19 protein-coding genes are annotated in these 25,579 nt (G+C 46.5%); 16 read left to right on the top strand and 3 right to left on the bottom strand.

Annotation, left to right across the window (positions count from 1 at the left end):
- The first annotated feature begins 155 nt into the window (after positions 1-155).
- The 6 genes from L5M10_RS01385 to purF all read left to right on the top strand — a co-directional run bounded on the left by L5M10_RS01385 (position 156) and on the right by purF (position 8,754).
- Complete coding sequence (locus tag L5M10_RS01385; RefSeq protein ID WP_263254705.1) at positions 156-3,578, top strand: FimV/HubP family polar landmark protein; 3,423 nt, start codon at positions 156-158, stop codon at positions 3,576-3,578.
- A gap of 102 nt (positions 3,579-3,680) precedes the next feature.
- Positions 3,681-4,466: a tRNA pseudouridine(38-40) synthase TruA gene (gene truA / locus L5M10_RS01380; RefSeq protein WP_028761033.1), complete on the top strand. Its 786-nt coding sequence runs from the start codon at positions 3,681-3,683 to the stop codon at positions 4,464-4,466.
- 44 nt (positions 4,467-4,510) lie between these two features.
- Entirely contained in the window at positions 4,511-5,782 is a 1,272-nt protein-coding gene (gene folC, locus L5M10_RS01375; RefSeq protein WP_263254704.1) for a bifunctional tetrahydrofolate synthase/dihydrofolate synthase, read from the top strand.
- Positions 5,775-6,578: an SPOR domain-containing protein gene (locus L5M10_RS01370; protein ID WP_263254703.1), complete on the top strand. Its 804-nt coding sequence runs from the start codon at positions 5,775-5,777 to the stop codon at positions 6,576-6,578. The genes folC and L5M10_RS01370 overlap by 8 nt, the downstream gene beginning before the upstream one ends.
- 115 nt (positions 6,579-6,693) lie before the next feature.
- Complete coding sequence (locus L5M10_RS01365; protein ID WP_028761030.1) at positions 6,694-7,182, top strand: CvpA family protein; 489 nt, start codon at positions 6,694-6,696, stop codon at positions 7,180-7,182.
- Positions 7,183-7,239: 57 nt separating this feature from the next.
- On the top strand, positions 7,240-8,754 hold the full coding sequence (gene purF / locus L5M10_RS01360) for an amidophosphoribosyltransferase (protein WP_028761029.1): 1,515 nt from the start codon (positions 7,240-7,242) through the stop codon (positions 8,752-8,754).
- Positions 8,755-8,880: 126 nt separating this feature from the next.
- Here the strand turns inward: purF and L5M10_RS01355 are convergent, their stop codons facing one another.
- Together L5M10_RS01355 and L5M10_RS01350 are read right to left on the bottom strand one after the other, a co-directional pair.
- Positions 8,881-10,359 carry an alanine/glycine:cation symporter family protein gene (locus L5M10_RS01355; RefSeq protein WP_212600669.1) on the bottom strand — a complete coding sequence of 493 codons (1,479 nt, stop codon included), beginning with the start codon at positions 10,357-10,359 and terminating at the stop codon, positions 8,881-8,883.
- 266 nt (positions 10,360-10,625) lie between these two features.
- Entirely contained in the window at positions 10,626-10,913 is a 288-nt protein-coding gene (locus L5M10_RS01350) for a hypothetical protein (protein WP_113940721.1), read from the bottom strand.
- Positions 10,914-11,079: 166 nt separating this feature from the next.
- Between L5M10_RS01350 and L5M10_RS01345 the strand changes: the two genes are divergently transcribed.
- Positions 11,080-13,179, top strand: a complete 2,100-nt coding sequence (locus L5M10_RS01345; RefSeq protein ID WP_263254702.1) for a DNA topoisomerase III — start codon at positions 11,080-11,082, stop codon at positions 13,177-13,179.
- Between the two features lie 210 nt (positions 13,180-13,389).
- Here L5M10_RS01345 and L5M10_RS01340 read toward each other — a convergent pair whose 3' ends face one another.
- Entirely contained in the window at positions 13,390-14,679 is a 1,290-nt protein-coding gene (locus tag L5M10_RS01340; protein WP_028761020.1) for an alpha/beta fold hydrolase, read from the bottom strand.
- 255 nt (positions 14,680-14,934) lie between these two features.
- On the opposite strand from L5M10_RS01340, the gene L5M10_RS01335 reads away from it, so the two are divergent.
- The 9 genes from L5M10_RS01335 (at position 14,935) to L5M10_RS01295 (ending at position 25,485) form a co-directional block, all read left to right on the top strand.
- Complete coding sequence (locus tag L5M10_RS01335; protein WP_263254701.1) at positions 14,935-15,579, top strand: MBL fold metallo-hydrolase; 645 nt, start codon at positions 14,935-14,937, stop codon at positions 15,577-15,579.
- 145 nt (positions 15,580-15,724) lie between these two features.
- Entirely contained in the window at positions 15,725-17,464 is a 1,740-nt protein-coding gene (locus tag L5M10_RS01330; RefSeq protein WP_028761018.1) for a methyl-accepting chemotaxis protein, read from the top strand.
- Positions 17,465-17,786: 322 nt separating this feature from the next.
- Complete coding sequence (locus L5M10_RS01325; RefSeq protein ID WP_263254700.1) at positions 17,787-18,803, top strand: XdhC family protein; 1,017 nt, start codon at positions 17,787-17,789, stop codon at positions 18,801-18,803.
- Positions 18,803-19,570, top strand: coding sequence for a nucleotidyltransferase family protein (locus tag L5M10_RS01320; protein ID WP_411569335.1), 768 nt, complete (start codon positions 18,803-18,805; stop codon positions 19,568-19,570). Before L5M10_RS01325 ends, L5M10_RS01320 begins: the two co-directional genes overlap by 1 nt.
- Positions 19,571-19,573: 3 nt before the next feature.
- Complete coding sequence (locus L5M10_RS01315) at positions 19,574-20,077, top strand: (2Fe-2S)-binding protein (RefSeq protein ID WP_028761015.1); 504 nt, start codon at positions 19,574-19,576, stop codon at positions 20,075-20,077.
- A gap of 1 nt (position 20,078) precedes the next feature.
- The gene (locus tag L5M10_RS01310; RefSeq protein WP_263254698.1) at positions 20,079-22,325 is read left to right on the top strand and encodes a xanthine dehydrogenase family protein molybdopterin-binding subunit; all 2,247 of its coding nucleotides are present in this window, start codon (positions 20,079-20,081) and stop codon (positions 22,323-22,325) included.
- 259 nt (positions 22,326-22,584) lie between these two features.
- A complete protein-coding gene (locus L5M10_RS01305; RefSeq protein ID WP_028761013.1) occupies positions 22,585-23,076 on the top strand; it encodes a DUF1097 domain-containing protein in 492 nt (163 codons plus the stop codon).
- Positions 23,077-23,180: 104 nt separating this feature from the next.
- Positions 23,181-24,632 (top strand): methyl-accepting chemotaxis protein, encoded by a 1,452-nt coding sequence (locus tag L5M10_RS01300; RefSeq protein WP_263254697.1) that lies wholly within the window; start codon positions 23,181-23,183, stop codon positions 24,630-24,632.
- A 484-nt stretch (positions 24,633-25,116) separates the two neighbouring features.
- On the top strand, positions 25,117-25,485 hold the full coding sequence (locus L5M10_RS01295; protein WP_263175603.1) for an SMI1/KNR4 family protein: 369 nt from the start codon (positions 25,117-25,119) through the stop codon (positions 25,483-25,485).
- Positions 25,486-25,579: the final 94 nt, after the last annotated feature.

Genomic DNA, 25,579 nt, shown 5'->3' with positions numbered 1-25,579 from the left:
CATTGAAAAGCCTGCTGTCAGCAGGCTTTTTTTGTTTTACAATTGTGAACAGTAGCAGGGCGGGGATTTCTGGTTTATAGTAATCTCAATAAATACAATTGCCTAAAGCCTGTTATCAGTGAGATAACTTTATAGCGCTTCAAAGGGAAGGATTGATGAAATTTCGCACTTCGTATCTTGTGGGTCTAATGGCCACTGTTTTAGCTGTTTCTTCTACCGCTTATTTTATTGATCCCGCCGTTGCTGCAGATACACCAAGATTAAAACCCTTAAAAATCATGGGGCCAGACGGACAGATCCGTCAAGTTAACCATCAATATGGTCCAACGACATCGAAAGACACTTTTTGGAGCATAGCGCAAAAAGTCCGTCCTGATGCCAGTGTAAGCGTCTATCAGGTGATGGCCGCCTTATACGATGCTAACCCTCATGCGTTTAACTCTGCCAGTTATAACAGTTTAGAACGCGGTATGATCCTGCTCATTCCGTCTAAAGAAGTCATGCTGTCGATCCCCAATCGTATGGCGATAGCCAGAGCAGAGCAAAGTGATAGACAATCTCGGGCTCCGGCGAAAGCAGCATCTAAACCGCCAGCTAAGGTGACGACAGCTCAAGCGCTAGTCACGGCTCCTGCGGTGATTGTTGAAACGAAAGTGACACCACCTAAAGCGGTTGTTGAAACACCTGTTCCAGAAAAGCCCAAGATGCTGAGTTCAGATGTGACGGCGCGGTTAGAAGCGGCAGAAAGCAAAAATCTGTCATTAACCGATGAATTAGCCCGCACGCAAGATCAACTGTCAGTGCGCACTTCAGATGTTGAAGCGCTAAAAGTTAAAGTTGAAGAATTAAATCAACGGATTGCTGTGCTGGAAGAAACACTTCAAGCCAGTAAACTACAAAACCAAGCCTTGAAAGCCGAAGTTGAAGCTGCGCAAGTGCCAGAGACGACAGCTGTTGAAGCTGAAGTAGAGGCAGAGGCACCTATTGAGCCCGATGACTTGTGGCGCAATATCCTTAATAATCCTGTGTTATTGATTGCCGCGGCTGTGATCCCTGCCTTGTTCTTACTGCTTGCTGTGTTCTGGTTCCTGCGCCGTAAACGCAATAAAGAACGTCGTGAAATGCAGACACAAGAAGCGGTTATGGCCGCCGGTGCCGCTGGGATTGCGGGTACCGCCATCATGGACATGGATGATGACGATTTAGACGATATGGCGGTACATTTAGATTCTGACCATGCGGACTCCATCGATAGTCTTCTTGATATGGGCAGTGTCGATTTACAACCTGAGCAAGATTTGACTGACTCCCACGATCAGATGGATATGGCTTCTGAAATGTTTGTCGATCCGGGGATCTCTGCCGAACCAGAGGTTGAAGACGAAGGGCAATCTCTTGATGATTTGTGGGCAGAAGCTATGGGCGATCAGGAAGAGGATATTCCTGAAGAGAAACCTAAATCTGGCAATATTCTTGAGGAAGCCGATCTTGATGCACTATTAGCGGGCCTAGGTTCTGACGACAGCACTTCTGGCGACAGCACCGAAGCCGATTTAAGTGAATTAGAGCGTAACTTTGCGAGCGATTTAGCTCAAGAAGATGACAGTAATGATATTACTTCTGAGCTGAATGATGTTGAAGTCGCAGACACTAAACCTGCCGATGAAGCCATCGCGGATGACGATGATCTTGATGCATTACTTGCCGAGTTTAGTGTTCCTGCTGAAGATACTGAGATTGCACAAGCGCCTGCACCAGACATTGTTGCGTCTGATGATGAAGATCTCAGTGCTGCCATCGCGGCAGAACTCGGTGATGAGCTAGATGATGAACTTGGCGGAGAAGACATTGATGATATCGATGCCTTATTAGCTGATTTCGATAAACCTGCAGAACCTGAAGTCGAGCCTGATCTTGGCGCTGAAATTGCTGCTGAACTAGATGCGGAGCTTAATGAACTGGGCGTAGAAGACACCGATGACATCGATGCCCTGTTAGCCGATTTCGATAAACCTGCAGAACCTGAAGTTGAACCTGATCTCGGCGCTGAAATTGCCGCAGAGCTAGACGCTGAGCTTAATGAACTGGGCGTAGAAGATACCGACGACATTGATGCCCTGTTAGCCGATTTCGATAAACCAGCAGAACCTGAAGTTGAACCCGACCTCGGCGCTGAAATTGCCGCAGAGTTAGACGCTGAGCTTGATGAGCTGGGTGTGGAAGATACCGATGATATTGATGCTCTGTTAGCGGATTTTGATAAACCGACGCCAGCGGTTGAACCTGAAGTCGAGCCCGATATTCGTGCTGAAATTGCCGCTGAGTTAGACGATGAGCTTAATGAATTAGGCGTAGAAGAATCCGATGATATTGATTCACTACTGGCGAGTTTTGATGCTGAGCCTGAACTCAAAGTCGATGCAGAAGATGATGATATCAGTGCAGAAATCGCCGCAGAATTAGAAGCTTCGTTACCGGAAGACATAAAAGGTGAAGCGTCAGGTGATGATGATTTAGATGCACTCTTAGCTGAGTTTGATGTGCCGGAGCAATTGGATGCCGATGAAGATGAATTCGACTTTGATATGGAAACGGCGCAACTCGATTCAGAAGACAATTCAGTTGACGAAGATAATTTACTTAAAGGCATAGGTGCGGCTCACTCTATCGACGGCACCGATGATACTTTTACATTAGTCGAGGAATTGAGTGACGATAACGACGCTGATGTATTAGCGACGGCCGCAGTCACTTTGGCCGCAGCTGCAGCCGCGGCCAGTGTTAAAGAAAAAGAATCTTCTTTCTTTAATGATTTAAAAGCCAATAAGAGCAAAGATCCCCATGTGCTCGATTGGGACTCAGAGCTAGATTTTGCGCCTAAGGCTAAGCCTTTGGCAACGCAAGCAGATGTAACGGCTAATGATGTTGAGCCTAACAAAGATGCCACAGCGCTCGATTATGCTTCTCAAGAGAAGCCCATTAAGGCTACGCGTAACGATATTGATTTTAGTGAAGATTTTAAACTTGATATCAAAGAAGACACGGATGATTTGGACCTTGAGCAAGGGCTCGACTTAAGTGACGATAATGTGCTCGCCGCTTTTACAGCCAATACAGATTATGACGATGAAGATGTGTTGACGTCGGAAGACAGTTTCTCTCTGGTCGATGATCATAATCTTACCGTCGATGAAGCCTTGGCTGCACTCGATGCCCAGGAGTCGCGAAAAGCGCAGAAAAAGTTTGTTCCTGACCATGATTTAACCAGTTTCCAAAATGAAAACGGTTTTATCGACATCGACAAGTTGCTGAATGATGCCGATGAAGAGGGCGCAGATACCGATTTGTATTCGGAAGTTGACGTTGAGATGAGTGATGTCGGTGCCTTAATCGGTGATGCCGCGATGATCGATGTTGATGATGAAGAAAACTCAGTCAACGCTAAGCTGGATTTAGCGCGTGCTTATATCGAAATTGACGACAGCGACAGTGCGAAAGCCCTGCTCAAAGAAGTGCAAATTGACGGTAACGAGCGCCAGCAGGATGAAGCTGGACGTTTGCTCAAAGAGATTAGTTAATCCCGATTGAGAGTGTTTCAATCTAACGGCGCCTTCAGCGCCGTTTTTTTTATGGGCTGCTGTGATAAAATGCGCCGCTAAATCAATTGTGAGGATAAGTGGATGCGGATTGCATTAGGTATTGAATATGACGGTAATGGTTATTTTGGCTGGCAACGTCAGGCCGAAGTCGATTCAGTACAAGGGCAATTAGAACGGGCGTTATCGATAGTGGCTAATGAGCCTATCGGCGTCTTCTGCGCTGGCCGTACCGATGCGGGCGTGCATGCCACAGGCCAAGTGGTTCATTTTGAAACCAATGCCATTCGTAATGAAGGTGCATGGACCTTAGGGGTGAATGCTAATTTGCCCGACAATATTGCCGTACGTTGGGTCAAAGAAGTCGACGACAGTTTCCATGCGCGCTTTTCGGCGACCGCCAGACGCTACCGCTATGTGATTTATAATCACACTTTTCGCCCTGGGATTTTACGCCATGGTGTAAGCCATTATCACGGCAATATCGATGCTGACAAAATGCACCAAGCGGCACAGGCACTCTTGGGTGAGCAGGATTTTACTAGCTTTCGCGCTGTCCAGTGTCAGTCGAAAACACCGTTTCGTAATGTGCATTGCGTTAATGTCACGCGCCAAGGTATGTATGTGATTGTTGATATCGCTGCGAATGCTTTCTTGCATCACATGGTGCGCAATATTGTCGGTTCATTGTTAGAAATCGGTCTAGGTAATCAGCCACTGACTTGGATGGGCGATTTGCTCGCGTTAAAAGACAGAAACCAAGCCGCAGCAACGGCTAAACCCCATGGACTCTATTTAGTTGATGTGACTTATCCAGAACAATATCAATTACCTAAGCTCGCCCTTGGGCCATTATTCATGTTGGATTGAAAAGATCTTATTTGAGAGATAATCGAATACGAGGATATACGGACATGCTTACAGTACCAGCGTCAAATGCAGCATTGGAACAGTGGTTGGATTATTTGCTATCTATACATCCAATCGAAATCGATATGGGGTTAACCCGTGTCTCTAAGGTCGCGCAAACCCTTGGTCTTTTGGATTTAGGTCAAACCAAGATAGTGACAGTGGCGGGGACGAACGGCAAAGGCACCACCTGCGCCATGCTCGAAAATATTCTGCGCTTATCGGGTTTGACTGTGGGCGTATACAGTTCGCCACACATGCTGAAGTACAACGAGCGAGTGCGTATCAATGGTAGCGATGTCAGTGATAGCGGTTTTGTTACGGCATTTGAGCAAATTGAAGCCGCGCGCGGCGATATTTCTCTGACCTTTTTTGAGTACGCTACGCTTGCAGGCTTGATACTCTTTAAAACCGCTCAGCTTGATGTGGTTATCTTAGAAGTCGGTTTAGGTGGACGGTTAGATGCCACCAATATTATCGATGCCGACATTAGCGTACTGACGTCGGTCGATTTAGACCATGAAAGTTATCTCGGTAATACCCGTGAGCTTGTGGGCCGTGAAAAGGCGGGCATTTTCCGCCGTGGTAAACCTGCCATTGTAGGTGAACCCAACTTGCCACACACTGTCAATGATGTCGCCAATGAGGTTGGCGCCATCTTGTATCGCGTCGGTAACGAATTCAGTTATCAAGCCCATGGCAATGTGTGGGATTTTCAAGGTCAAGTGCTCAAACTGCACGATTTAGCGTTACCAACTTTGCCATTACCTAATGCGGCGACTGTATTGGCAGTGATTGAACAGGGCTGGCCGGATATCACACCTTCAATTATTGCTGAGGGTATTAGCACGGCTCGGTTAACGGGTCGATTAGAGCGGGTGAGTGAGAAGCCGTTAGTGTTACTCGATGTTGCCCATAATCCCCATGCGGCGCGGTTTTTGGTACAACAATTAGCGCCAATCGTTGTGGGTAAGCGCGTCTTCGCCCTTTGCGGCATGTTGAAGGATAAAGATATCGCAGGTGTGTTGCCTGTGATCAACCCACTGATCGACACTTGGTATTTGGTCAGTCTGCACGGTGAGCGTGGCGCGAGTTCGGCCATGCTACGCAAAACATTAGCCACTGAGGCTGCTGCATTTGAGTTTGAGGACATATCTGAGGCTTGGTCTGCATTAAAAGCGCAAATTAACCCAGATGATGTGGTAATTGTGTTTGGCTCCTTTTACACTGTGGCAGGTTTTAAGTCTCAATTTATGCAGGAAGTCAGTTTTGTCTAGCCAGTTTCATAATCGTTTAGTCGGCACTGTAGTGCTGGTTGCGCTTGGGGTAATTTTTTTGCCGGATATTTTGGATGGCAAAAAAGATCGCCAAGAAGAGCAGTTTTCCGAAATTCCTTTGCGCCCGACCGTGATTGAGCAGCAAAAAGCCGACGATGATATGTTTGAAGTCTTGTCGGCCGAGGATGCTGCTGCGCTGAATGGGACTGAGGTCGCCTTAGCCGAAATGCCAGTTAATGCTGACAATGAAAAGTCTGCCGTTGCGCCAGTAATCGAAGTCGCAAAGCAAGATGTTAAGAAAGACGTTAAGCCTGATGTAAAAAAAGCAGAGCCTAAGCCTGAAACGAAACCTGAAGCTAAAAAAGAGCCGCCTAAAGCCACTGTAAAAACTGAGCCGGCTAAAAAAGCGGACGCTAAAGCGACTACTGTGGCTAAGGCTGAAAAGCCTAAAGCAGAAACGCCTAAAGCAGAAACGCCTAAAGCAGAAACGCCCAAAGCCAGTGCAGCCAAAGAGGATGCCGTTAAAGTGGTCAGCCGTGACAGCTTGAAAAGTGGCTTTACCTTGCAGCTTGGCAGTTTTAACAACGCAACGAATGTTAAAGCCTTGGTTGCACAGCTGCGTAAGAGTGGTTTTAAAGCGTACACTATTCCTGAAAACCCTAAAGATGGCGTATTAACCAAAGTGTTTGTCGGACCCGATGTGTCTGAGGCAAAGCTGAAGAAAGTACAAGTTGAGGTGGAAAACCTTACACGTCTCAAGGGCTGGATTGTTCCTTTTAATCCCTTAGAATCTTAATGGTGATACAACACACGAGACTGAAAATGATTTATTTACCTCACTAGGGGTGAGAATCGTTTCAGTCTCTGGTAGAATCGCGCCGTCTTAAAGCCCATGTCGGAAAGCCATCTCAATGGTTTGGATTGATTACGCTATCATATTCGTCATCGGATTATCGACTCTCATCAGTCTGATCCGTGGATTTGCCAAAGAAGCCATGTCCTTAGTGGTATGGTTTGCGGCTTTCTTTGTTGCCAGCCAATTTTACCAAGATCTTGCCGTTCACTTAACACAAATGAACGATGAGATGCTGCGTAATGGCGTTTCTATTGCCATCCTCTTTATTACCACTTTGGTACTCGGTGCCTTAGTTAACTATATTCTCGGACAACTTGTTGTCAAAACCGGATTATCTGGCACTGACAGGCTTTTGGGCTTGTGCTTCGGTGCTATTCGAGGCGCGCTTATTGTGAGTGCCTTGTTGTTTTTCATGGATGCTTTTACAGGCTCTCCCAACTCCCAATGGTGGAAAGATTCTGTGCTAGTACCCGAATTTGGCGTTGTTATTCAATGGTTTTTTGACTATTTGGAAAATACCTCCAGCTTTGTACCCAAACTATAAGAAAGAAAATAAAATAATCCTAAGTGATAGAACATCTTACAATGAGGAAGCTTACCCATGTGTGGTATCGTCGGAATAGTTGGCCAATCATCGGTTAATCAGACCATTTATGATGCACTGACAGTGTTGCAGCACAGAGGTCAGGATGCGGCAGGTATTGTGACCATTGATCGTGGTGCTTTCAGACTACGTAAAGCCAATGGTTTGGTTAAAGACGTTTTTGAAGTCAAACATATGCAACGCCTACAAGGTAATGCTGGTATTGGCCATGTGCGTTATCCAACTGCGGGCAGTTCAAGCGCATCTGAAGCGCAGCCTTTCTATGTTAACTCGCCATTTGGGATCTCATTAGCCCATAACGGTAACTTAACCAACACAGTCGAATTAGCCGAAGGGCTGATCAAAAAACGTCGTCATGTGAACACCACTTCGGATTCTGAAGTCTTGTTAAACCTGTTGGCCGACGAACTGCAAAAAACCACGAGTTTGACCCTGACGTCGGAAGAAGTGTTCGATGCGGTCGCTAACGTACACCAACAAGCTCGTGGCGCCTACGCGGTTGTTGCCATGATTATTGGTCAAGGCTTAGTTGCGTTCCGTGACCCATTTGGTATTCGTCCTTTAGTATTAGGTAAGCACGAAACCGCCACTGGCACTGAATACATGGTGGCTTCTGAAAGTGTGGCACTTGATGCCGTTGGCTTTGAAGTGATGCGTGATGTGGCACCGGGTGAAGCGATTTATGTTTCAATTGACGGCCAGCTGTATACCCGTCAATGTGCAGCCGAGCCTAGCTATGCACCTTGTATCTTCGAATTCGTCTATTTTGCCCGTCCAGATTCGACGATCGACAAAGTGTCTGTATATGCAAGTCGCGTCAACATGGGCGCTAAGCTTGGCGAGAAGATTAAGAAGGAATGGTACGATCACGATATCGACGTGGTTATTCCTATTCCTGAAACCTCTTGCGATATCGCGCTGGAAATTGCCCGTTGCATGGATTTACCGTACCGCCAAGGTTTTGTGAAAAACCGTTATATTGGCCGTACCTTCATCATGCCTGGTCAACAGGAGCGTAAGAAGTCAGTGCGTCGTAAGTTGAATGCCATTAACACTGAGTTCAAAGGCAAAAATGTCCTGTTGGTGGACGACTCTATCGTTCGCGGTACGACCTCTGAGCAAATCATCGAAATGGCCCGTGAAGCAGGTGCTAAGAAAGTGTACTTTGCCTCTGCCGCACCGGAAATTCGTTTCCCGAACGTGTACGGTATTGACATGCCAACGTCGAATGAGCTTATTGCCCACGGTCGTGATGCCGATGAAATCGCCAAGTTAATTGGTGCTGATGGCATTATTTTCCAAGACTTACCCGATTTAATTGAAGCGGTAAGAATGGAAAATCCTGCGATTAAACGTTTCGAAACGTCTGTATTTGATGGTCACTACATCACGAACGACGTTGACCAAGCTTATTTAGATCACTTGACGCAACTGCGTAATGACGATGCCAAAGCCGATCGAAATAAAGATATCGGCACTAACTTAGAGCTGCATAACGTCTGTCACCCATAAGGATTGTGGGTAATTCAGTATCGTAAAGTTTGTGTCCTTTTTGTTCTAAACGATACAAAAAAGCCAGTGAGAAATCACTGGCTTTTTAATGGCTTATATTTGCTTAACGGATCATCGTGATAACGTCTACGTATTTATGCGTTGCGCTGTTTCAGTCATTACATTTTCTTCAGCGTGCTTACGTTCAACCCAGTAATCCGCATTTTTAATACCCAATTTTACCGGATCGAAAAGTGGCTCTATGCCAAGTGCCTGCTGTGATTCATAATCTTTAAGGCAAGTGAATGCGGTTTTCCTCAATAGAATAATGGCAATAATATTGAGCCATGCCATGAGTCCAACACCAATGTCACCCATTCCCCAAGCCATATCAGCCGTTTTAACTGTGCCGTATACGGTTGAGCCAATGATCACTATTTTGAGAACGACCATGAACCAAGGATGATTTACTTTACGGTTAATATAGGCAATGTTGGTCTCGGCAATGTAGTAATAAGCCACTATGGTCGTAAAGGCGAAGAAGAACAGTGCGATAGCCACAAAGATATTGCCAAATCCTGGCATCATACTTTCCATTGCCGTTTGTACGTAGCCTGGTCCTGCAGCGACTCCGGCAATGCCGGTATAGAGCGCCGCACCGTCAGGGCCCTGAACATTATACAGTCCTGTAATAAGCAGCATGAAACCAGTTGCAGAGCAAACGAATAAGGTGTCGATATACACAGAAAAAGCTTGAACTAACCCTTGTTTGGCTGGATGGCTTACCGCCGCTGCAGATGAGGCATGTGGCGCTGTACCTTGACCCGCTTCGTTGGAGTAAATACCCCGCTTTACCCCCCACATGATGGCTAAGCCTAAAATGGCACCAAAACCCGCATCAAAGCCAAAGGCACTTTTGATAATTAACCATAAAATACCCGGTAGCTGGCCAATATTTAGCGCTATGATGACACAAGCCACTATGATGTAACCCAGTGCCATAAAGGGGACGACGGCACTGGCAAAGTGAGCGATACGTTTTACACCGCCAAAAATGATAAAGCCAAGAAGCATAGCCAGTATGGCTGCAGTCACATTAGGATCTATGTTGAAAGCGGTTTTTAAACTTGAACCTATCGAGTTAGCTTGTACGCCCGGCAGCAGGATCCCGCAAGCAAATATGGTCGCAATTGCAAATACCCATGCATACCATTTCATGCCTAAGCCTTTTTCAATATAAAAAGCAGGTCCACCGCGATACTCACCATTGATTTTTTCTTTATAGACTTGACCTAAGGTCGATTCAACGAAGGCGGAGCTGGCACCGAGAAAGGCAACCATCCACATCCAAAATAAAGCGCCAGGACCACCAAAGGTGATTGCTGTGGCGACCCCTGCAATGTTACCTGTACCGACTCGACCCGCTAATGTCATCGCAAGTGCTTGAAAAGACGACACTCCCGCATCAGTACTCTTGCCATCAAACATCAGGCGGATCATTTCTGGCAGATGGCGCAGCTGTAAAAATCGAGTGCGAAGGGAGAAATAGAGCCCGACACCTAGGCAAAGAAAAATAAGTGCAGGGCTCCAAATTACACTATTGATCGCGTTGACAATCTCATTCATAGACTCCGATTCCTTTATTGTGTTGTTTTAGCAGAGTTTTTAGGTTTACGGTTATTCAACAGATGTTGAGTTAGGACATTCACTTTTGATTAAGACATTTTTGTAAATATCCAAGATACTCAACATAACTATTTTTTAGGGAGCTTCATAGTTAAAGTGTTAAATATTTGAAACCAATGTGTTTTGAAATTGAGTTTTAGCATGGATAAATAGAGCGGAGGGGCGAGTTAACTCGAAATACGGTAGTGATTTATTATGAATGTCAGTTATCCCATTACCCAAAGTAGCATCCACACGCCGAATAAGCTGCTTAAGCTATGGCGCGTGATTTGGTGGCTGAGTAATAGAGATACACTCACAGCAATAGGAATGACGAGAATGAATCCCCATGCTAACGGCATATCGATGATTTTCATTTGTCCCAGCCAGGTACTGGTGAGCATGCTTATTGCGAGTAACATTAAGCTATGGAATATCAATAACTGATTGAATCTTAATATTAATGCTGGAGTTATTGTCATAGCCTGTCGCGCATTTATTGCAAACTGTCTCATAGTCACTCCTTAGTTATTTACTGTATCTTATGCCTTGTTGAGAATCATTCGCAATTGAATTTACACTTAAGCTTTTACATTTAAGCTCGGTTTACTACAGAAATTTGCACTCAACTGGCGTTTGGGCTAAATTATACTGTAATTATATCCAGTGCTTGGTGTTTGTATGATTCTCTATATCGCAGAAAAACCTAGCCTAGGGCGGGCCATTGCCGATGTATTGCCTAAACCCCATAAAAAAGGCGATGGATTTATCGAAGCCGCCAATGGCGATTGTGTGTCTTGGTGCGTTGGTCACTTGCTCGAGCAAGCAGAACCTGATGCCTATAATCCCGAATTTAAGTCTTGGAAATTCGAGCATTTGCCAATAGTGCCAGACAAGTGGCAACTAAAACCTAAGGCTGCGACCCGCAGCCAACTCACAGTGCTAAAACGATTAGTCAAACAAGCCAACACGCTGGTTAACGCGGGCGATCCCGACCGCGAAGGGCAGTTACTCGTGGATGAAGTGATTGCCTATCTTGGCGTGACGGGGGACAAGCTACATCAAACCCAGCGTTTACTGATCAGTGACTTAAACCCACAAGCTGTAAAACGGGCTCTAACGCAGCTACGCAGCAATCGCGAGTTTATTCCTTTATCCACATCGGCCTTAGCTCGCAGTCGTGCCGATTGGCTCTATGGCATGAATATGACGCGTGCGTACACCATCCAAGGTAAAAAGGTCGGTTATCAAGGCGTGTTATCCGTCGGCCGAGTACAAACGCCATTGCTTGGGCTAGTGGTGCGCCGTGATGAAGAGATTGCTCACTTTCAATCTAAACCTTTTTATGAAGTACTAGCGCATTTGGCGACCGAGAAGCAAGAAACCTTCAGCGCCAAGTGGCAACCTAGCGAAGCTTGTCAGCCCTATATGGATGAAGAAGGACGAGTGTTAGCGAGAGGGTTAGCGCAAAATGTGGTGAGTCGCATCAGTGATAAACCCGCCTTAGTCACTCAATTAGTGGCTAAGGACAAGAAACAGAATCCACCATTGCCCTACAGCTTATCCGCGTTACAGATTGATGCGGCCAAACGGTTTGGTATGAGTGCTAAGGATGTGCTCGATACCTGCCAAAGTTTGTATGAACGTCATAAACTCATTACTTACCCACGCTCCGACAGTCGTTATTTACCCGTTGAGCAACATAACCTTGCGCCTTCGGTACTTAAGGCGATAAGTGACGGTGCTGCTGAGTTATTGCAAGGTGCTGATGCACCCGATCCCCGTCTTAAATCTAAAGCATGGGATGATAAAAAAGTGGACGCCCATCACGCAATCGTCCCCACAGAGAAGACGGCTAACTTATCTAGCTTGAGTCAGCGTGAGAGGCAGTTATATCTTCATGTTGCTCGCCAGTACTTAGCCCAGTTTTATCCGGCTTATTGTTACAATGAAACCACAGTGCAAGTGACAATCGAGGGTGGCTTATTTAATACCAAGGCGCGTCAGGATAAATCCCTCGGCTGGAAGCAACTCTTTGCCCGCCAAGAGCCAAATGGCAGTAAGGCGAGTGGCAACAAGTCGACGGAAGAAAGCGCAGGTAAGGACGATGAGGAGAATGACGAGTTTATCGGCCAATTACCGCCTTTGAAATTGGGACAGGCTTTGCATTGTACTCGAGGCGAATTGTTGGAGAAAAATACTCAGCCACCAAAGGCCTTTAACGATGCCACTTTACTCGGTGCTATGACGGGTATTAGCCGTTATGTGACCGATCCTGAGATCCGTAAAATTCTTAAAGAAACCGATGGATTAGGTACAGAGGCCACCCGTGCAGGTATTATCGAATTGCTGTTCAAACGCGGTTTTTTACAACGCTTAGGTAAATCTATTGTCTCGACAGACGTGGGGAAAGGATTGATTAACAGCTTGCCCGCGAGTGCGACTAAGCCGGATATGACAGCGCTTTGGGAAGCGAGCCTGAACGGCATTTGCCATAAAGAAACCTCTTATCAAGCCTTTATGCAGCCACTGCTCGGCACCTTATCCACGCTTATCCAGAATGCAGGCGCCCAACTGCCAACCGCGCTTAATTGTTTACAAGGCCAATGTTATCGTAAAACGGCAAGTAATAAATCTGGTTATCGTAAGTCGCCTTACCGCAAAGCCTCGAGCTCGGCAAAACGGGCAGGCACTGCAAGTACAGCTAAAAGCAGTGTGAATAAGTCAGTGGCTAGTGCTGGCGCAAGGAGTCGAACACGCAAAATGGCTACAGAGGTTTAATCGTCACGAGTGCGTTGTGATTCTGTTGTAGGGGATATTCGACCTTAAGCTATAACGCTTTCATAGCACTGAATTTGGGCAAAAAAAAGAGTAAACCAAAACGGTTTACTCATACGGAAATAGGTCGTTAAAGCTTGCCAAAATCACTCAATTGATGAGGAGCAGGCATATAATCTCAGCATTAACTTAATTAGCCCTTAAAGCTCATATTTATCTTAGGGTGTCGCCTCGGTTTAAGCTGATGAGCTTATCCAGTATGCGTTCTCCATCCATGCGGATGCCGTTATGTTCATATTCTGATGTTAACCAATACTTTAGCCTGCCAACTTGTTTTGTGGTTTCTAAACTGTATTGCATCTCTACAAACATATCTTCACTGTAAATGGCCGCTGCAACAGGGACTCGGTTTTGTGCCAGTTGCTCTAGATTGTAAAGTGTTGGCCAATCTGATTTATGGGCAAGGATTTCTGCCGCGGCTTTAAGCGGCACTAAGTGACTAAATTGGTCAAACATCCATGGGTATATCATCTCACCTGTAAATAAAAACGGTTTACCTTGTTGATAGTTAAAGGCGGGGAATTGCTGTCTAACCCTGTGTGCCGACCATTGTGAAGCCGAGTGTTGACAGTAGATGGCTTCATGCAACAGGGCAAAAATCGGGTTAGTGTTGTAATCGAGCATTTGACCGAAATGATTTAAAAATAACGGGTTAACGACTGTCCCTGAAGCCGTGTTGATCAAGGCTTGTTCAAGCAAATAATAAACCGATTCAGGCCCTTGCTCCATTCCAATATTAATACCCAGCAGTTGCAACATTTCAACCGTGAGGCGTTCACCCGTTGCCAAATACACTTCATTTTCAAGCAAATGTTTTGCTAAGCGAGTGACGAGATGTTGAGCATCGTGGAAGCGTTGGAAAAATTGTTTATTCTTCGCCAGTACGCGTTGATAAGTCGCAAGATAGACGTCGTCGCTGCTACGGGTTAATGACGGTATGCCACCTGTAATATAGGCTTCGCTGACACCTTGAGGGGCGGCGCTTAAATAATGTAATACGCAAAATCCCCCGAAACTTTGGCCAAGAATCGCCCATTTATCGGCGGGGCAAAGTTGGGCACGAATCGTCTCGGCATCACGAATGATATTGTCAGCCCTGAAATGGCTTAGGTAATCCGCTTGAGCTGCGGGATCTAAGTGTTGCAGGCTTTGGTAATTAATCGGTGTTGATAAGCCTGTACCACGTTGATCGAGTAATAACACTCGATATTCTTTTAATGCGCGGCGGATCCAGCCGCTGTTGCTGGCGGGACGCATGGCCGCAAATCCAGGGCCGCCTTGAAAAAATACGATATAAGGTAGTTTTTTATCTTTGTTTTCTGGGCTACAGAGTTCTCTGGCAAACACTTGGATTTGCTCTGCAATTGGATTTTGATAGTTGAGGGGCAAGGTAAAAGTGTGTTTCTTCGCCAGCACTCCGGCGAGAATAATATCGGGTTTCATCAAACAACCTTAATGGCAGAGGATCATGTTATTGTGATTGGCAGATTGTATACCCAAATAAGCTGAAGATGCAGTAACCTAGGCTACCTGAAACGCGTATCTTCAGCTAACTTGGGTATAGACAAAATAGTTTATGTCGTAAGCTAGGATTATTTGATTAGCTTTTGGTGAAGATCAATTTTTTGGATACAAATTTGAGCCATGATGAGTTTCTTAGCGTAATCTATCGCTTATGGATAACACGAGATTGAAGCTATGAAGTATCAGATTATTCCAGTGACACCTTTTCAGCAAAATTGCAGCTTGATCTGGTGTGAAAAAACCAAGTGTGCTGCGGTCGTGGATCCCGGCGGGAATATTGACAGGATCCAAAACGAAGTGACGAAACTTGGACTCGTCCTCGAAAAAATCATCCTTACCCATGGGCATATCGATCATGTCGGTGGTGCAAAAGCCCTAGCGAAAGCCGCCAATGTGCCGATTATTGGCCCGCATATTGCCGATAAATTCTGGATTGATAACTTACCTAAGCAAAGCCAAAATTTTGGTTTTCCCCATTGCGATGCCTTTGAACCGGATCAATATCTGCAGGATGGCGATATTGTTAAAGTGGGCGAGCAAAGTTTATCTGTGCTGCATTGCCCTGGGCATACGCCGGGACACATCGCACTTTTCTCTGCCCAATCTAAGTTGGCGTGGGTGGGGGATATTTTGTTTCGAAGTTCTATCGGCCGCACCGATTTTCCCCAATCAAATCATCAGGATTTAATTCACTCGATCACCGAAAAACTGTGGCCCTTAGGCGCCGAGGTTGAATTCATTCCTGGGCATGGTCCTATGTCGACTTTTGGTGAAGAGCGCGAGCATAACCCCTTTGTCGCGGACCAACTTTTACTGTAATTGAGACGCCATTCAGCATTGCTTGATTTGTGAGCGATAATCACTCGCAAATCAAATGATTATTTCAGCTAATAAACCAACCTTTTTTATGTTTTCTGTTTTTCCTTCTAGACTTAAAGCAGTTCTTCCGTCTACTGGGGTAAGTATGAAAACAAAAACAATGATGAGCGTGGTCTTTTCGACCATAGTCGCGAGTGCTGTGATTTCTGCGGTATTGAGCTTCAATGTTAAGTCTAAAATCGATCTCTTTAATGATGCGGCTAGCGTCCGATATCAGTCCTATCAAGTCGCCGATGAGTTAAGACAAAGTTCTGATGACCTAACGCGTCTCGCTCGAACTTACGCTGTTACGGGTGATGAAAAATACGAAAAAATGTATATGGATATTTTGGCTATCCGTAATGGTGAGAAGTCTAGACCTGAAAAATATCACCAGATTTACTGGGATTTGGTGCTGAGCTATGGCGATAAGCCAAAACCCGACGGTGCTAGCATTGCGATAAACACACAAATGAAGTCCCTCGGTTTTTCTGATGAAGAATTCCGTTACCTTGAACAAGCTCAGCAAAACTCAGATGCGTTAGTCGCCCTCGAAGTGAAAGCCATGAATGCCGTCAAAGGTATTTTTATGGACCCCAACACCCAAACTTACACGATCAAAGGTGAGCCTAACTTAACTATGGCGAGGGAGTTATTACATAGCGACCAATACCACAGAGAAAAAGCTAAGATCATGCAGCCGATTGATGAGTTTTTTACAGCATTGGATAAACGTACCGATGGTGATGTGAATAACCGACTCGATTCCCTGCATGCGGCATTAAACTGGTCCCAACTGGTGTTATTTATCGTGATTTTAGCCGCCGTTGGCGGATTTATTATCGTTAAAAGCAGGATTGTGACTCCCTTAGTGCAGACCTGTGTTGAATTGCTCGATATTCAGCGATCTAAAAATCTTGCGCGGCGGATCTCTGTTACGACTCAGGGGGAAATTGGCGAAATCGTTAATCAAATCAACTTGTTTATATCCTCCCTTGCCAGTTCATTATCGACGACTGATGGCATTGCAAAAGAGGTGGCTGATTTAGCTAAGCAAACTAAAGCATCAATTCAAATTTCGCGTGAAAGCTCAAATCGGGTGGCGAGAGAACTGGACGCCAGCGCCAGTGCGATGGAAGAAATGACCACGACCTTAGTGCATGTGAGTGAGAGCACTTCGAATGCTGAAAGCCGCGCCGCCGAAAATGAAACGCATGTCACTGTAGGTAAACAGACGGTATCTGAAGCGTTGAAAGCCATGTCGGTATTAGAAACTGAGTTTAGGAATACTCAAGACTCTATGTCACATCTAGTGAACGAAAGTACCCAAGTCAGCAATGTGTTGAGTGTGATTAAGGCGATTGCTGAGCAGACGAATTTGCTGGCACTGAATGCCGCGATTGAAGCCGCACGGGCCGGTGAGCAAGGACGAGGCTTCGCAGTGGTAGCTGATGAGGTTCGATCATTAGCCCAGCGCACTCAAGATTCCACCAAGGAAATCGATGATATTGTCGCAAGCCTTCAAAGTCGTACGAATCAAGTTGGTACATCTGTGACTCAAGCGGCGACGCTAATGCAAAAGGCAGGGGTAGAACTGCAACGTATCGTGGCAGTATTTGAGGATATTCGTCACAGTACGGAAGCGATTCATGGGATCAATACTCAGGTTGCCGCTTCAACCGAAGAACAATCCTTGGTTTCTAAAGAAATCGCTTCGAGCATGATGGTGATCCGCGATAATTCCCGTGAAGTATCACAGATTATCGAACAGATTGAATCGACATCCATTAGTCTAGACAACCAATCCCAGATACTGCGCACTAAGGCGGGCGAATACCAGTTTTAGATAAATGTGATTGATTTGCGAACAAACGCCACTCAAGACATGGACGTCTATTCTTCCTCTTTAGCTTCCCCTGAACATATTTTATGCTTCAACACTTTTTGAAATCTATTACTCCTTTCAATACGCACACGCCTTTGCTAACTTGGTTGTCCATATGTTTAATGCGAGCGTTTGACGAAGCGGTTTTATTTGCTGATAAAACTTGCGTCAAGCTTTGATGACAAATAGACGTCGATAGCTGCGTTATTAACGGCTGATCGTTTCAATAGCGATAAGCGCATTAAATTTTTTAAATCTCCCTAACCCAATGGAGTCCTTGCGGATGGATCACCAAATCGAAGATTTACTAGAGCATTGGCTACCACTGGCGGATGACGCTTGGGTGCTTGCGGTGATCACCCAAATTCAAGGTTCGGCCTATCGTAAACCCGGTGCCATGATGTTGTTCCATGAGTTTGGTCAAGGCGTAGGTATGTTAAGTGGCGGCTGTTTAGAAGCCGATTTACGCCGTCATGCTCAAAATGCCATGCAGACTAAGCAAGTCATGTGCGTCACCTATGATGCAAGCGATGAGTCCGATGCCAGCTATCGACTCGGTTGTGGTGGCATAGTAGATATCATGTTGATCCCTCTGCTAAAAGAGAATCATGATCTTGGCTTAGTTGAGCTAGTGCAGGCATTTCGCCACGGTCGGTCGGGGTTTTACCAATTGCCTTTAGTCAAAGCGGGGACGGATGCACGCCAGTATCACGCTGCGTTTTATTCTGAGGAGTTGACGCTATTCCCCGCCAGCGATTTTGTACGCACGGGCGTCTTCACCCAAGACGCGGGAGAATCACTGATTATTCCCTTGAGACCAAGATTCCATCTTGGGATCTTTGGCGGTGGTATCGATGCTAAGCCCGTTGCCGCCATGGCCCACACTTTAGGTTGGCAAGTGACTGTTTTCGATGGTCGTACCGCCTATGCCAGAGCGGCGGATTTCCCCCATGCCCATATAGTGAAACTGACCGCGGGGGAATTAACCGCGAATCATATCGCTCAATTGGATTGCGCCGTGGTGATGAACCATAACTTGGGCTTAGATGCTGCGGCATTAAAGGTTATTCAAGCGCATCCGCTAGCCTATATCGCCTTGCTTGGCCCTGCCCATCGACGGGATAAAGTGCTTGGAATGGCAGGGCTCAGTGCTGAATCTTTTTCTGGGGTATTTTCTGCTCCCGCAGGGCTTGCCCTTGGCGGCGAGTTACCGAGCGCTGTGGCGTTAAGTATTTTGGCCCAGTGCCACGGTGTGCTCCATGGTGCGACCTTAAAACATCTCGATGAGATAATGCGTTGATGACATTGCCGCCAGTACAAAAGCCTTCTGTACTAATGTCTTCAGCACCAAAGTCGGCAGCGCTAACGTTGACAGAGAAAACGCCACTTTCATCCAAGCGCCTGCTGATTGTGGTACTTGCGGCGGGTGAGAGTAAGCGCTTTGATGGGGTAAAGTTAGCGCAACTTCTACCATCACATAGCGCTACGGAAATTCGCGAACAAACCATCATTAACACTCATGTTGAGCGTTTACAGCAGCTTAGTTGCCAAGATTTAGGTTTGGATCGCAAAGACGCTCATTCGCTCCAGCATACGACTTTGTTAATCATACTCGGTGCTCATCAGCACATATTGCAGCCATTATTAGTCGAGCTTCATTCCCGCCAACCCTTTGATATTTTAGTTAATCCACTGTGGCAAACAGGCTTGGCATCCTCCGTGAGTTTGGCGGCAAGCTATGCCAAGGAGCAGGGCTTTGATGCCATGCTGCTGACATTGGCAGACCAAGTGGCCTTGAGTGCAGACGATTATCGACAACTGATTTTGACATGGCATGAAACCGGTAAAGACGTTGCTGCCCATTATTTGGATGATTTAGGCGTACCTGCTATTTTTAATGCCTCTACATTACCGCAGTTCACTCACTTGAGTGGTGATCGCGGGGCGAAATCGATTCTAAAACAACAAGCACAGCAGGGAGCGTTAGTCGCTATAACACTACCCCGCGCCGCAATTGATATTGATACCCAAGCCGATCTTGCGTCGTGGTTGGCACTTAAGGAGTGAGTTATGGCAGAAGTATTATCAACCACTGCAGTTATCAAGGAAGCCAGTACCGCCGCTTCCACCCAAACACTTTTCATCAACGGTAAATCATTTACCTTAGATGCCGATCCTAAGATGCCAATCCTTTGGGCGTTACGGGATATTTTAGGGCTCACGGGCACTAAATATGGTTGTGGTGCAGGGTTATGCGGTGCTTGCACTGTGCATTTAGACGGCCAACCCGTACGCGCCTGTTTAACCAGTTTGGGGCAGGCACAGGGAAAACGTCTGACAACAATTGAAGGGCTAGATAATCAAAAGCTTAAAAATGCTTGGGCCGAACATAACGTGCCCCAGTGCGGCTATTGTCAGGCGGGACAACTGATGTCGGCTGCGGCGTTAGTGGCGCAGCATCCGAAACCTTCTGAAGCACAAATCAACTCGGCCATGTCGGGGAATATCTGCCGCTGCGGCACCTATCCTAGGATCAAAGCCGCACTGCAAAACTATGCCAAACAGGAGGGCTAATATGAGTACTTTTACTGCCGTAGAAAATATCAGCCGCCGCGACGTGTTAAAACTGTTTGGCGCAGTGGGGGGCGGATTAGCATTAGGGGCGAGTGGACTAACTTGGAGCCCCATGGCGTTGGCGCAGGATAAAGAAGCGCGGCTGAATCTGTTTATTGCCATTGGTGAAGACGACAAAGTGTACCTTACTTGCCATCGCTCCGAGATGGGACAGGGGATCAGAACCGGCATTCTGCAAGTCTTAGCCGAAGAGTTAGAAGCGGATTGGGATAAAATCGTCCCCATTCAAGGCTTAGCTGATAAACGTTATGCCAGCCAAAACACAGACGGTAGCCGCAGTATTCGCGAAAATTACGACCGCATGCGCCAAATGGGGGCGATGGCAAGAACCATGCTAGAGCAAGCCGCCGCTGCGCGCTGGAAAGTCCCCGTGAGCGAGGTGCATACCGCCGACCATAAAGTGTTGCATGCTAAATCTGGCCGTTCGGCCAAGTTCGGCGAGTTAGCATTAGCCGCATCAAAGCAGCCCGTACCCGCTGTTGAGTCGTTAACCTTTAAAGAGGTTAAAGATTTCAAGCAGATTGGCGCATCACGCCAAATCGTTGATATGGATGCCATGTTAAGTGGCAGCGCGATTTATGGTTACGATATCAAACTCGAGGGCATGCTCTACGCCAGCATCATGCGCCCGCCCGTGCTTGGGAGCGATGTGGCAAGCTTGGATTATACTGCAGCGCGCAAAGTGGGCGGTGTAGTGGATGTGTATCGTTTGCCCGCCGCTAAGGGCGCTCCCGCGTTTCAGGCTTTGGGCGGCGTTGCTGTTATCGCCACAAACACTTGGAGTGCCCTCGAAGGTCGCAAAGCCTTAAAAGTCACTTGGACTCAAGCCGACAACAGTCAGCATGATTCAAGTCTTTATTTGAAGTCACTGGTCGAGCGAGTACTGCAAAGCGGTAATGTCGTGCGCCAAGTTGGTGATGAGATCAAAAACTGGCCCGAGGCGAATACGTTAAAGGCCGTTTATACCGTGCCTTATTTGATTCATTCTTCTATCGAGCCGCCCGTTGCAACTGCCCATGTGACTGAAAAGGGTTGTGAAATCTGGGCATCGACCCAAACGCCGCAAAGTACACAGCAAAATGTGGCCGCAGCGCTAGGTATGGAAGAAGATGCGATTAAAGTGAATGTCACCCTATTGGGTGGTGGTTTTGGGCGTAAATCTAAACCTGATTTTAGCGTTGAAGCCGCGCTATTATCGAAGCAATTCAAGCGTCCAATTAAGGTGAGTTGGAGCCGCGAAGATGAAATTCAAAACGGTTATTACCATGCTATCAGCGCCCAGTCCTATCAGGCACTGTTTGATGCCAGCAACAAACCGACCGCGCTTTTAGCCCGTACGGGATTCCCATCGATCAGTTCAACCTTTGCCGAAGGGGTGGAATATCCCTCTGGCGGTGAGTTGGATTTAGGCTTTGTGGATGTGCCCTTTGCTTTGCCAAATTTAAGATACGAAGCGGTAAAAGCGCAGGCGCACAGCCGTATTGGTTGGATGCGCTCTGTGTGTAACATTCAGCACGGTTTTAGTGTCGGCAGTTTTGTCGATGAAATGGCTCATCGTTCTCAGGTTTCTTGCCCTGCAATGTGGCGTAGCCTGTTAGGTGAAGCAAGGCGTGAGACCTTTACCGACCAACAGTTCACTTACGGCAACTATGGCGAAGAGCTCAATCGTCACCCTGTGGACGTCAGTCGCTATTTTGGGGTCATTGATGCGGTCGAAAAAGCCCAAACTAAGGCGCCCAAGGCGGGTAAAAATCAGGGCTGGGGGTTTGCCGTGCACCGCAGTTTTGTCAGTTATGTCGCCGTGGCTATGCTGGTGGAAGTTAGTGAGGATAAACAGCTTAAAGTGCTAAATGCCATCGCTGCTATCGATGCGGGCACGATAGTTAACCCTGATAGGGTAAAAGCACAGACAGAAGGTGCGATTATATTTGGCCTGAGTTTAGCCTTGATGGGGGAAATCACTTACAAAGAGGGCAAAGTGCAGCAATCGAATTTCCACGATTATCCTTTGCTGCGATTTCCCCAAACCCCCGATATGGAGATCATCATTATTGCATCCGATGCGCCGCCCGCAGGCGTGGGTGAGCCGGGTGTACCGCCCGTCGCCCCAAGTTTGACCAATGCAATTTTTGCGGCGACGGGGCAGAGGATCCGCGATCTTCCCGTGAATAAACTATTGCGAGTGTAAGTGTCGGCAAGAGGGTTAACTGAAAGCCGTTTGAACAAAAAAGCGCCTAATAAGCGCTTTTTTCGTTTTTTTACCACAAAAAATTTGCTTGTTAGCGATTTTACGGGCATTAATGCCGAAAATTAGCAATAGATCAGGTTTTTGTTACCAAAATAGAGGTAATTTAACCAATATGTTTACCCTAGCTACCTCAAAATACACATTTTAGAGCGCCCAAGGGTATAAACTTCCGTGAATAGAATTACTAAAGGGGTCATCCATGGAAAATCGTTGGCAAGTCGCTATTTCTGCCGGCCTATTGGCGGCTATTTGGTGTGGCGTCGCAGATGCTTTTCATCTGGTCACTTGGATCGGCTTTTTAGGTTGTAGCACTTTTTTTGCTCAACCTAAGGCTGGCTTTCAGGGCGTGATGATGGCGTGGTGCACAAACCTGTCCGGTGTATTTTGGGCTTGGCTCATTATCTCGGGTAGCAGCTTTTTTATTTCGCCCGTATTTGGGTATATTTTTACCGGCATAGCCACTTCGGCCATGTGTTTACAGGCAAGTTATCAAAAGCTTAGCTTTATTCCCGGCGCATTTATTGGCTGTTGCACTACCTTTGCTATGGCGGGTGATGTGGCCAATGTCGTGCCGTCGTTGATCATTGGTGGCTTATTAGGTTTTAGCATGAGCCTGTTAACAGGGCAGTTGGTTACTCTGACACAAAAGTGGTCTGCCGCCACACGTAACCAAGTTGCTAGCGCGGATTAGCATAATACCTGCTCAGATCTTATGACTGACATAGTTGTCGTGGCGATCTGAGCTATACTGCTGATTTAGTGCCAAATAGCATTTTGTTCTTAGGAATTATCAAGATGAAACAAATCCAGTTTCGTACCATTGATGCCATATTGATCAAGTTCAGTCTCAACGGAAAGTTTTGGGTAGTGTGTTCTATGGTGGCGTTGATCACGGCTGCCGTGGCGCTTGTCAACTATCAACATGCGCACCGTAACCTTGAGCAGGCCTCTATCGCTCGGGTTCAAGCTAGCGTCGATACCTTAGCGCAAGTTGCAACGGCGCAAAAGCTAGAAGCTGACGCCTTATCTCAATTTGCTAGTCAATACGGGTTAACTGTAACTTCAAGGCAAAGTGATGCGCAGCGTCAAGGGGATAAAGTGACGGCCAGCGCCAGTGTGTCAGGCCAAGCCTTACAACTGACGCAGAATGTCCATGAGTGGGAAGCCGATGCGCGTAGCGATGCTAACTTTATGTTCTGGTTAGCGTTAGTGGGTTTGTTGCCTTTATTCCAACTGAGTTACTGGATTTCGACTTCACTCGGTGGTGGATTATGGGACATGTATTTAGCCATCAAACGCTTAGCCGATGGTGATTTGAGCTTTAGATTAAACTTCTTTGGTACTGACGATTTCAGTTTGATTGCCCGCGAAATCGATCGCTGCGCCGACAATATGAGTGAAATGGTGTCAGCCATTGGCAAAAATGCACAGACCTTATCATTGGCATCCGATGAATTTAATCAACAGGCGGCCACCAGTGATAAACTGATTGGGTTCCAACATCAATTCCTCGATTCCGTTGCCGTGGCGATGGCACAAATGACCTCAGCGATTGAAGAAGTCTCTGTTAATGCGAGTAATACTTCGTTGCAAACCAAGGAAAATTCAAGCCAAATGTTGGCCAGTCGTGGGCGTATTAGCCATACAGTGGAAAGCATTGGTTTACTCTCAACTAAGATTGGTGCGGCGTTTTCATCGGTGGAACAATTGTCTAAGGATGCGGCGAGTATCGATGCTGTAGTCACAACCATTAACAGTATTTCCCAGCAAACCAATTTGTTAGCCTTAAATGCGGCCATTGAAGCGGCCCGTGCCGGTGAGCAAGGTCGTGGCTTTGCTGTGGTAGCCGATGAAGTGCGTACCTTAGCGGGTCGAACTCAACAGGCCACGGTAGAAATTCAGGCCATGATTGAAGGCTTACAATCTGGCACGACTCGTTTATCTAGCATTACCATGGAGATAGTCGATCAGGCCGATGAAGGTCGCAGTGCGATTATCGCCGTCGGTGATGATGTTCAAGGCATGGCGCAATCGGTCAATGCGGTATTTGATATGAGCAGCCAAATTGCCGCCTCGGCGGAAGAGCAGAGTGTCGCCGCTCGCGACATTGCCGGACAATTGAATGAAATCCGCCATCAGTCGGAAACTATCAAACAAACAGCCCAGCGCAGTGTGACCTTAGCTAATGATCTGCACCATGCCTCGGTCGAGTTAGATGGGATTTTAAAGCAGTACCGCACGAGCTAATGTTCACCTTCAAGGTGGATAGTTCGCATTGGTCACAGAGGCATAAAGTCCGATACTGAGTCTCACATTGAGTATTAGCCTATCATCTGAAAATGGCGGAAATCTTAGATTTCCGCCATTTTAATTTGGAAGTACCCAAAGAACTATTTAGTTATATTGCCCCATTCCGTTCTATCAGCGTGACATTATCTAAATTGACGGTCATAGATTTCAGGGGAGAAAGTTATGTCTGAAAATGTCCTTTTTGCGGAGGGTATTTCACTGTGGTTGGCGGTGGAAATCTGTGTTTTGTAAAAATAGAATTTGGGGAAATTGATGGTTTCTATATGGCTGATTGTGTTAACCTTTATCGGAAATATTTAAGAAAAATATCAAGCAATTTTAAATTGTTTGTTGATGATAAACGTTCACCAGAGTATCACTTGTTCGCCTCGGTCAATTAAAATTGGCTTGGGACGCCGCTTAACGTTAGGCAACAATAATTATGAATAACGATCCATTTCGAAACCCGACAGATACCGAAATAGCTAGCGCAGAAAGCAAACTGGGCATCAGTTTTCATGATAACTACCGATCATTTTTGAAGTCTGGCAGCGATGTTGCAAACGCTACCTTTGAGCCAGCGGTAATTTTACCTGGCTCTGGCCATCTTGATATCTTTGACATTGCTGAAACAGCCTGGAATGTCATGGGTCTTCCAAGAGTCCTTTTGCCATTCATCGAGGATAATGGCGACTATTTCTGCATAGCAAAGACGGGTGAGATAATTTATTGGTCTCACAACGGCAGCACTAAGGAAGAATGGCCGAATCTTTCTGCATGGTACAAGCAGGTTTGTGTTGACCTTGAGTAACTGTGATAGCCTAACTAGCGGTTCAAATCGTTCGCTCCGCTCTCAGTGATGGGTTAAAGCCTGCCCCTTAGCCAAACGTTAACCCATACAAGCA

It is taken from the genome of Shewanella sp. SM32 (assembly GCF_025654235.1).
GTDB classification, from domain to species: domain Bacteria; phylum Pseudomonadota; class Gammaproteobacteria; order Enterobacterales; family Shewanellaceae; genus Shewanella; species Shewanella oncorhynchi.
Note: the sequence above shows the minus strand (reverse complement) of the source record. Positions and strands in the feature narration are given on the sequence as shown.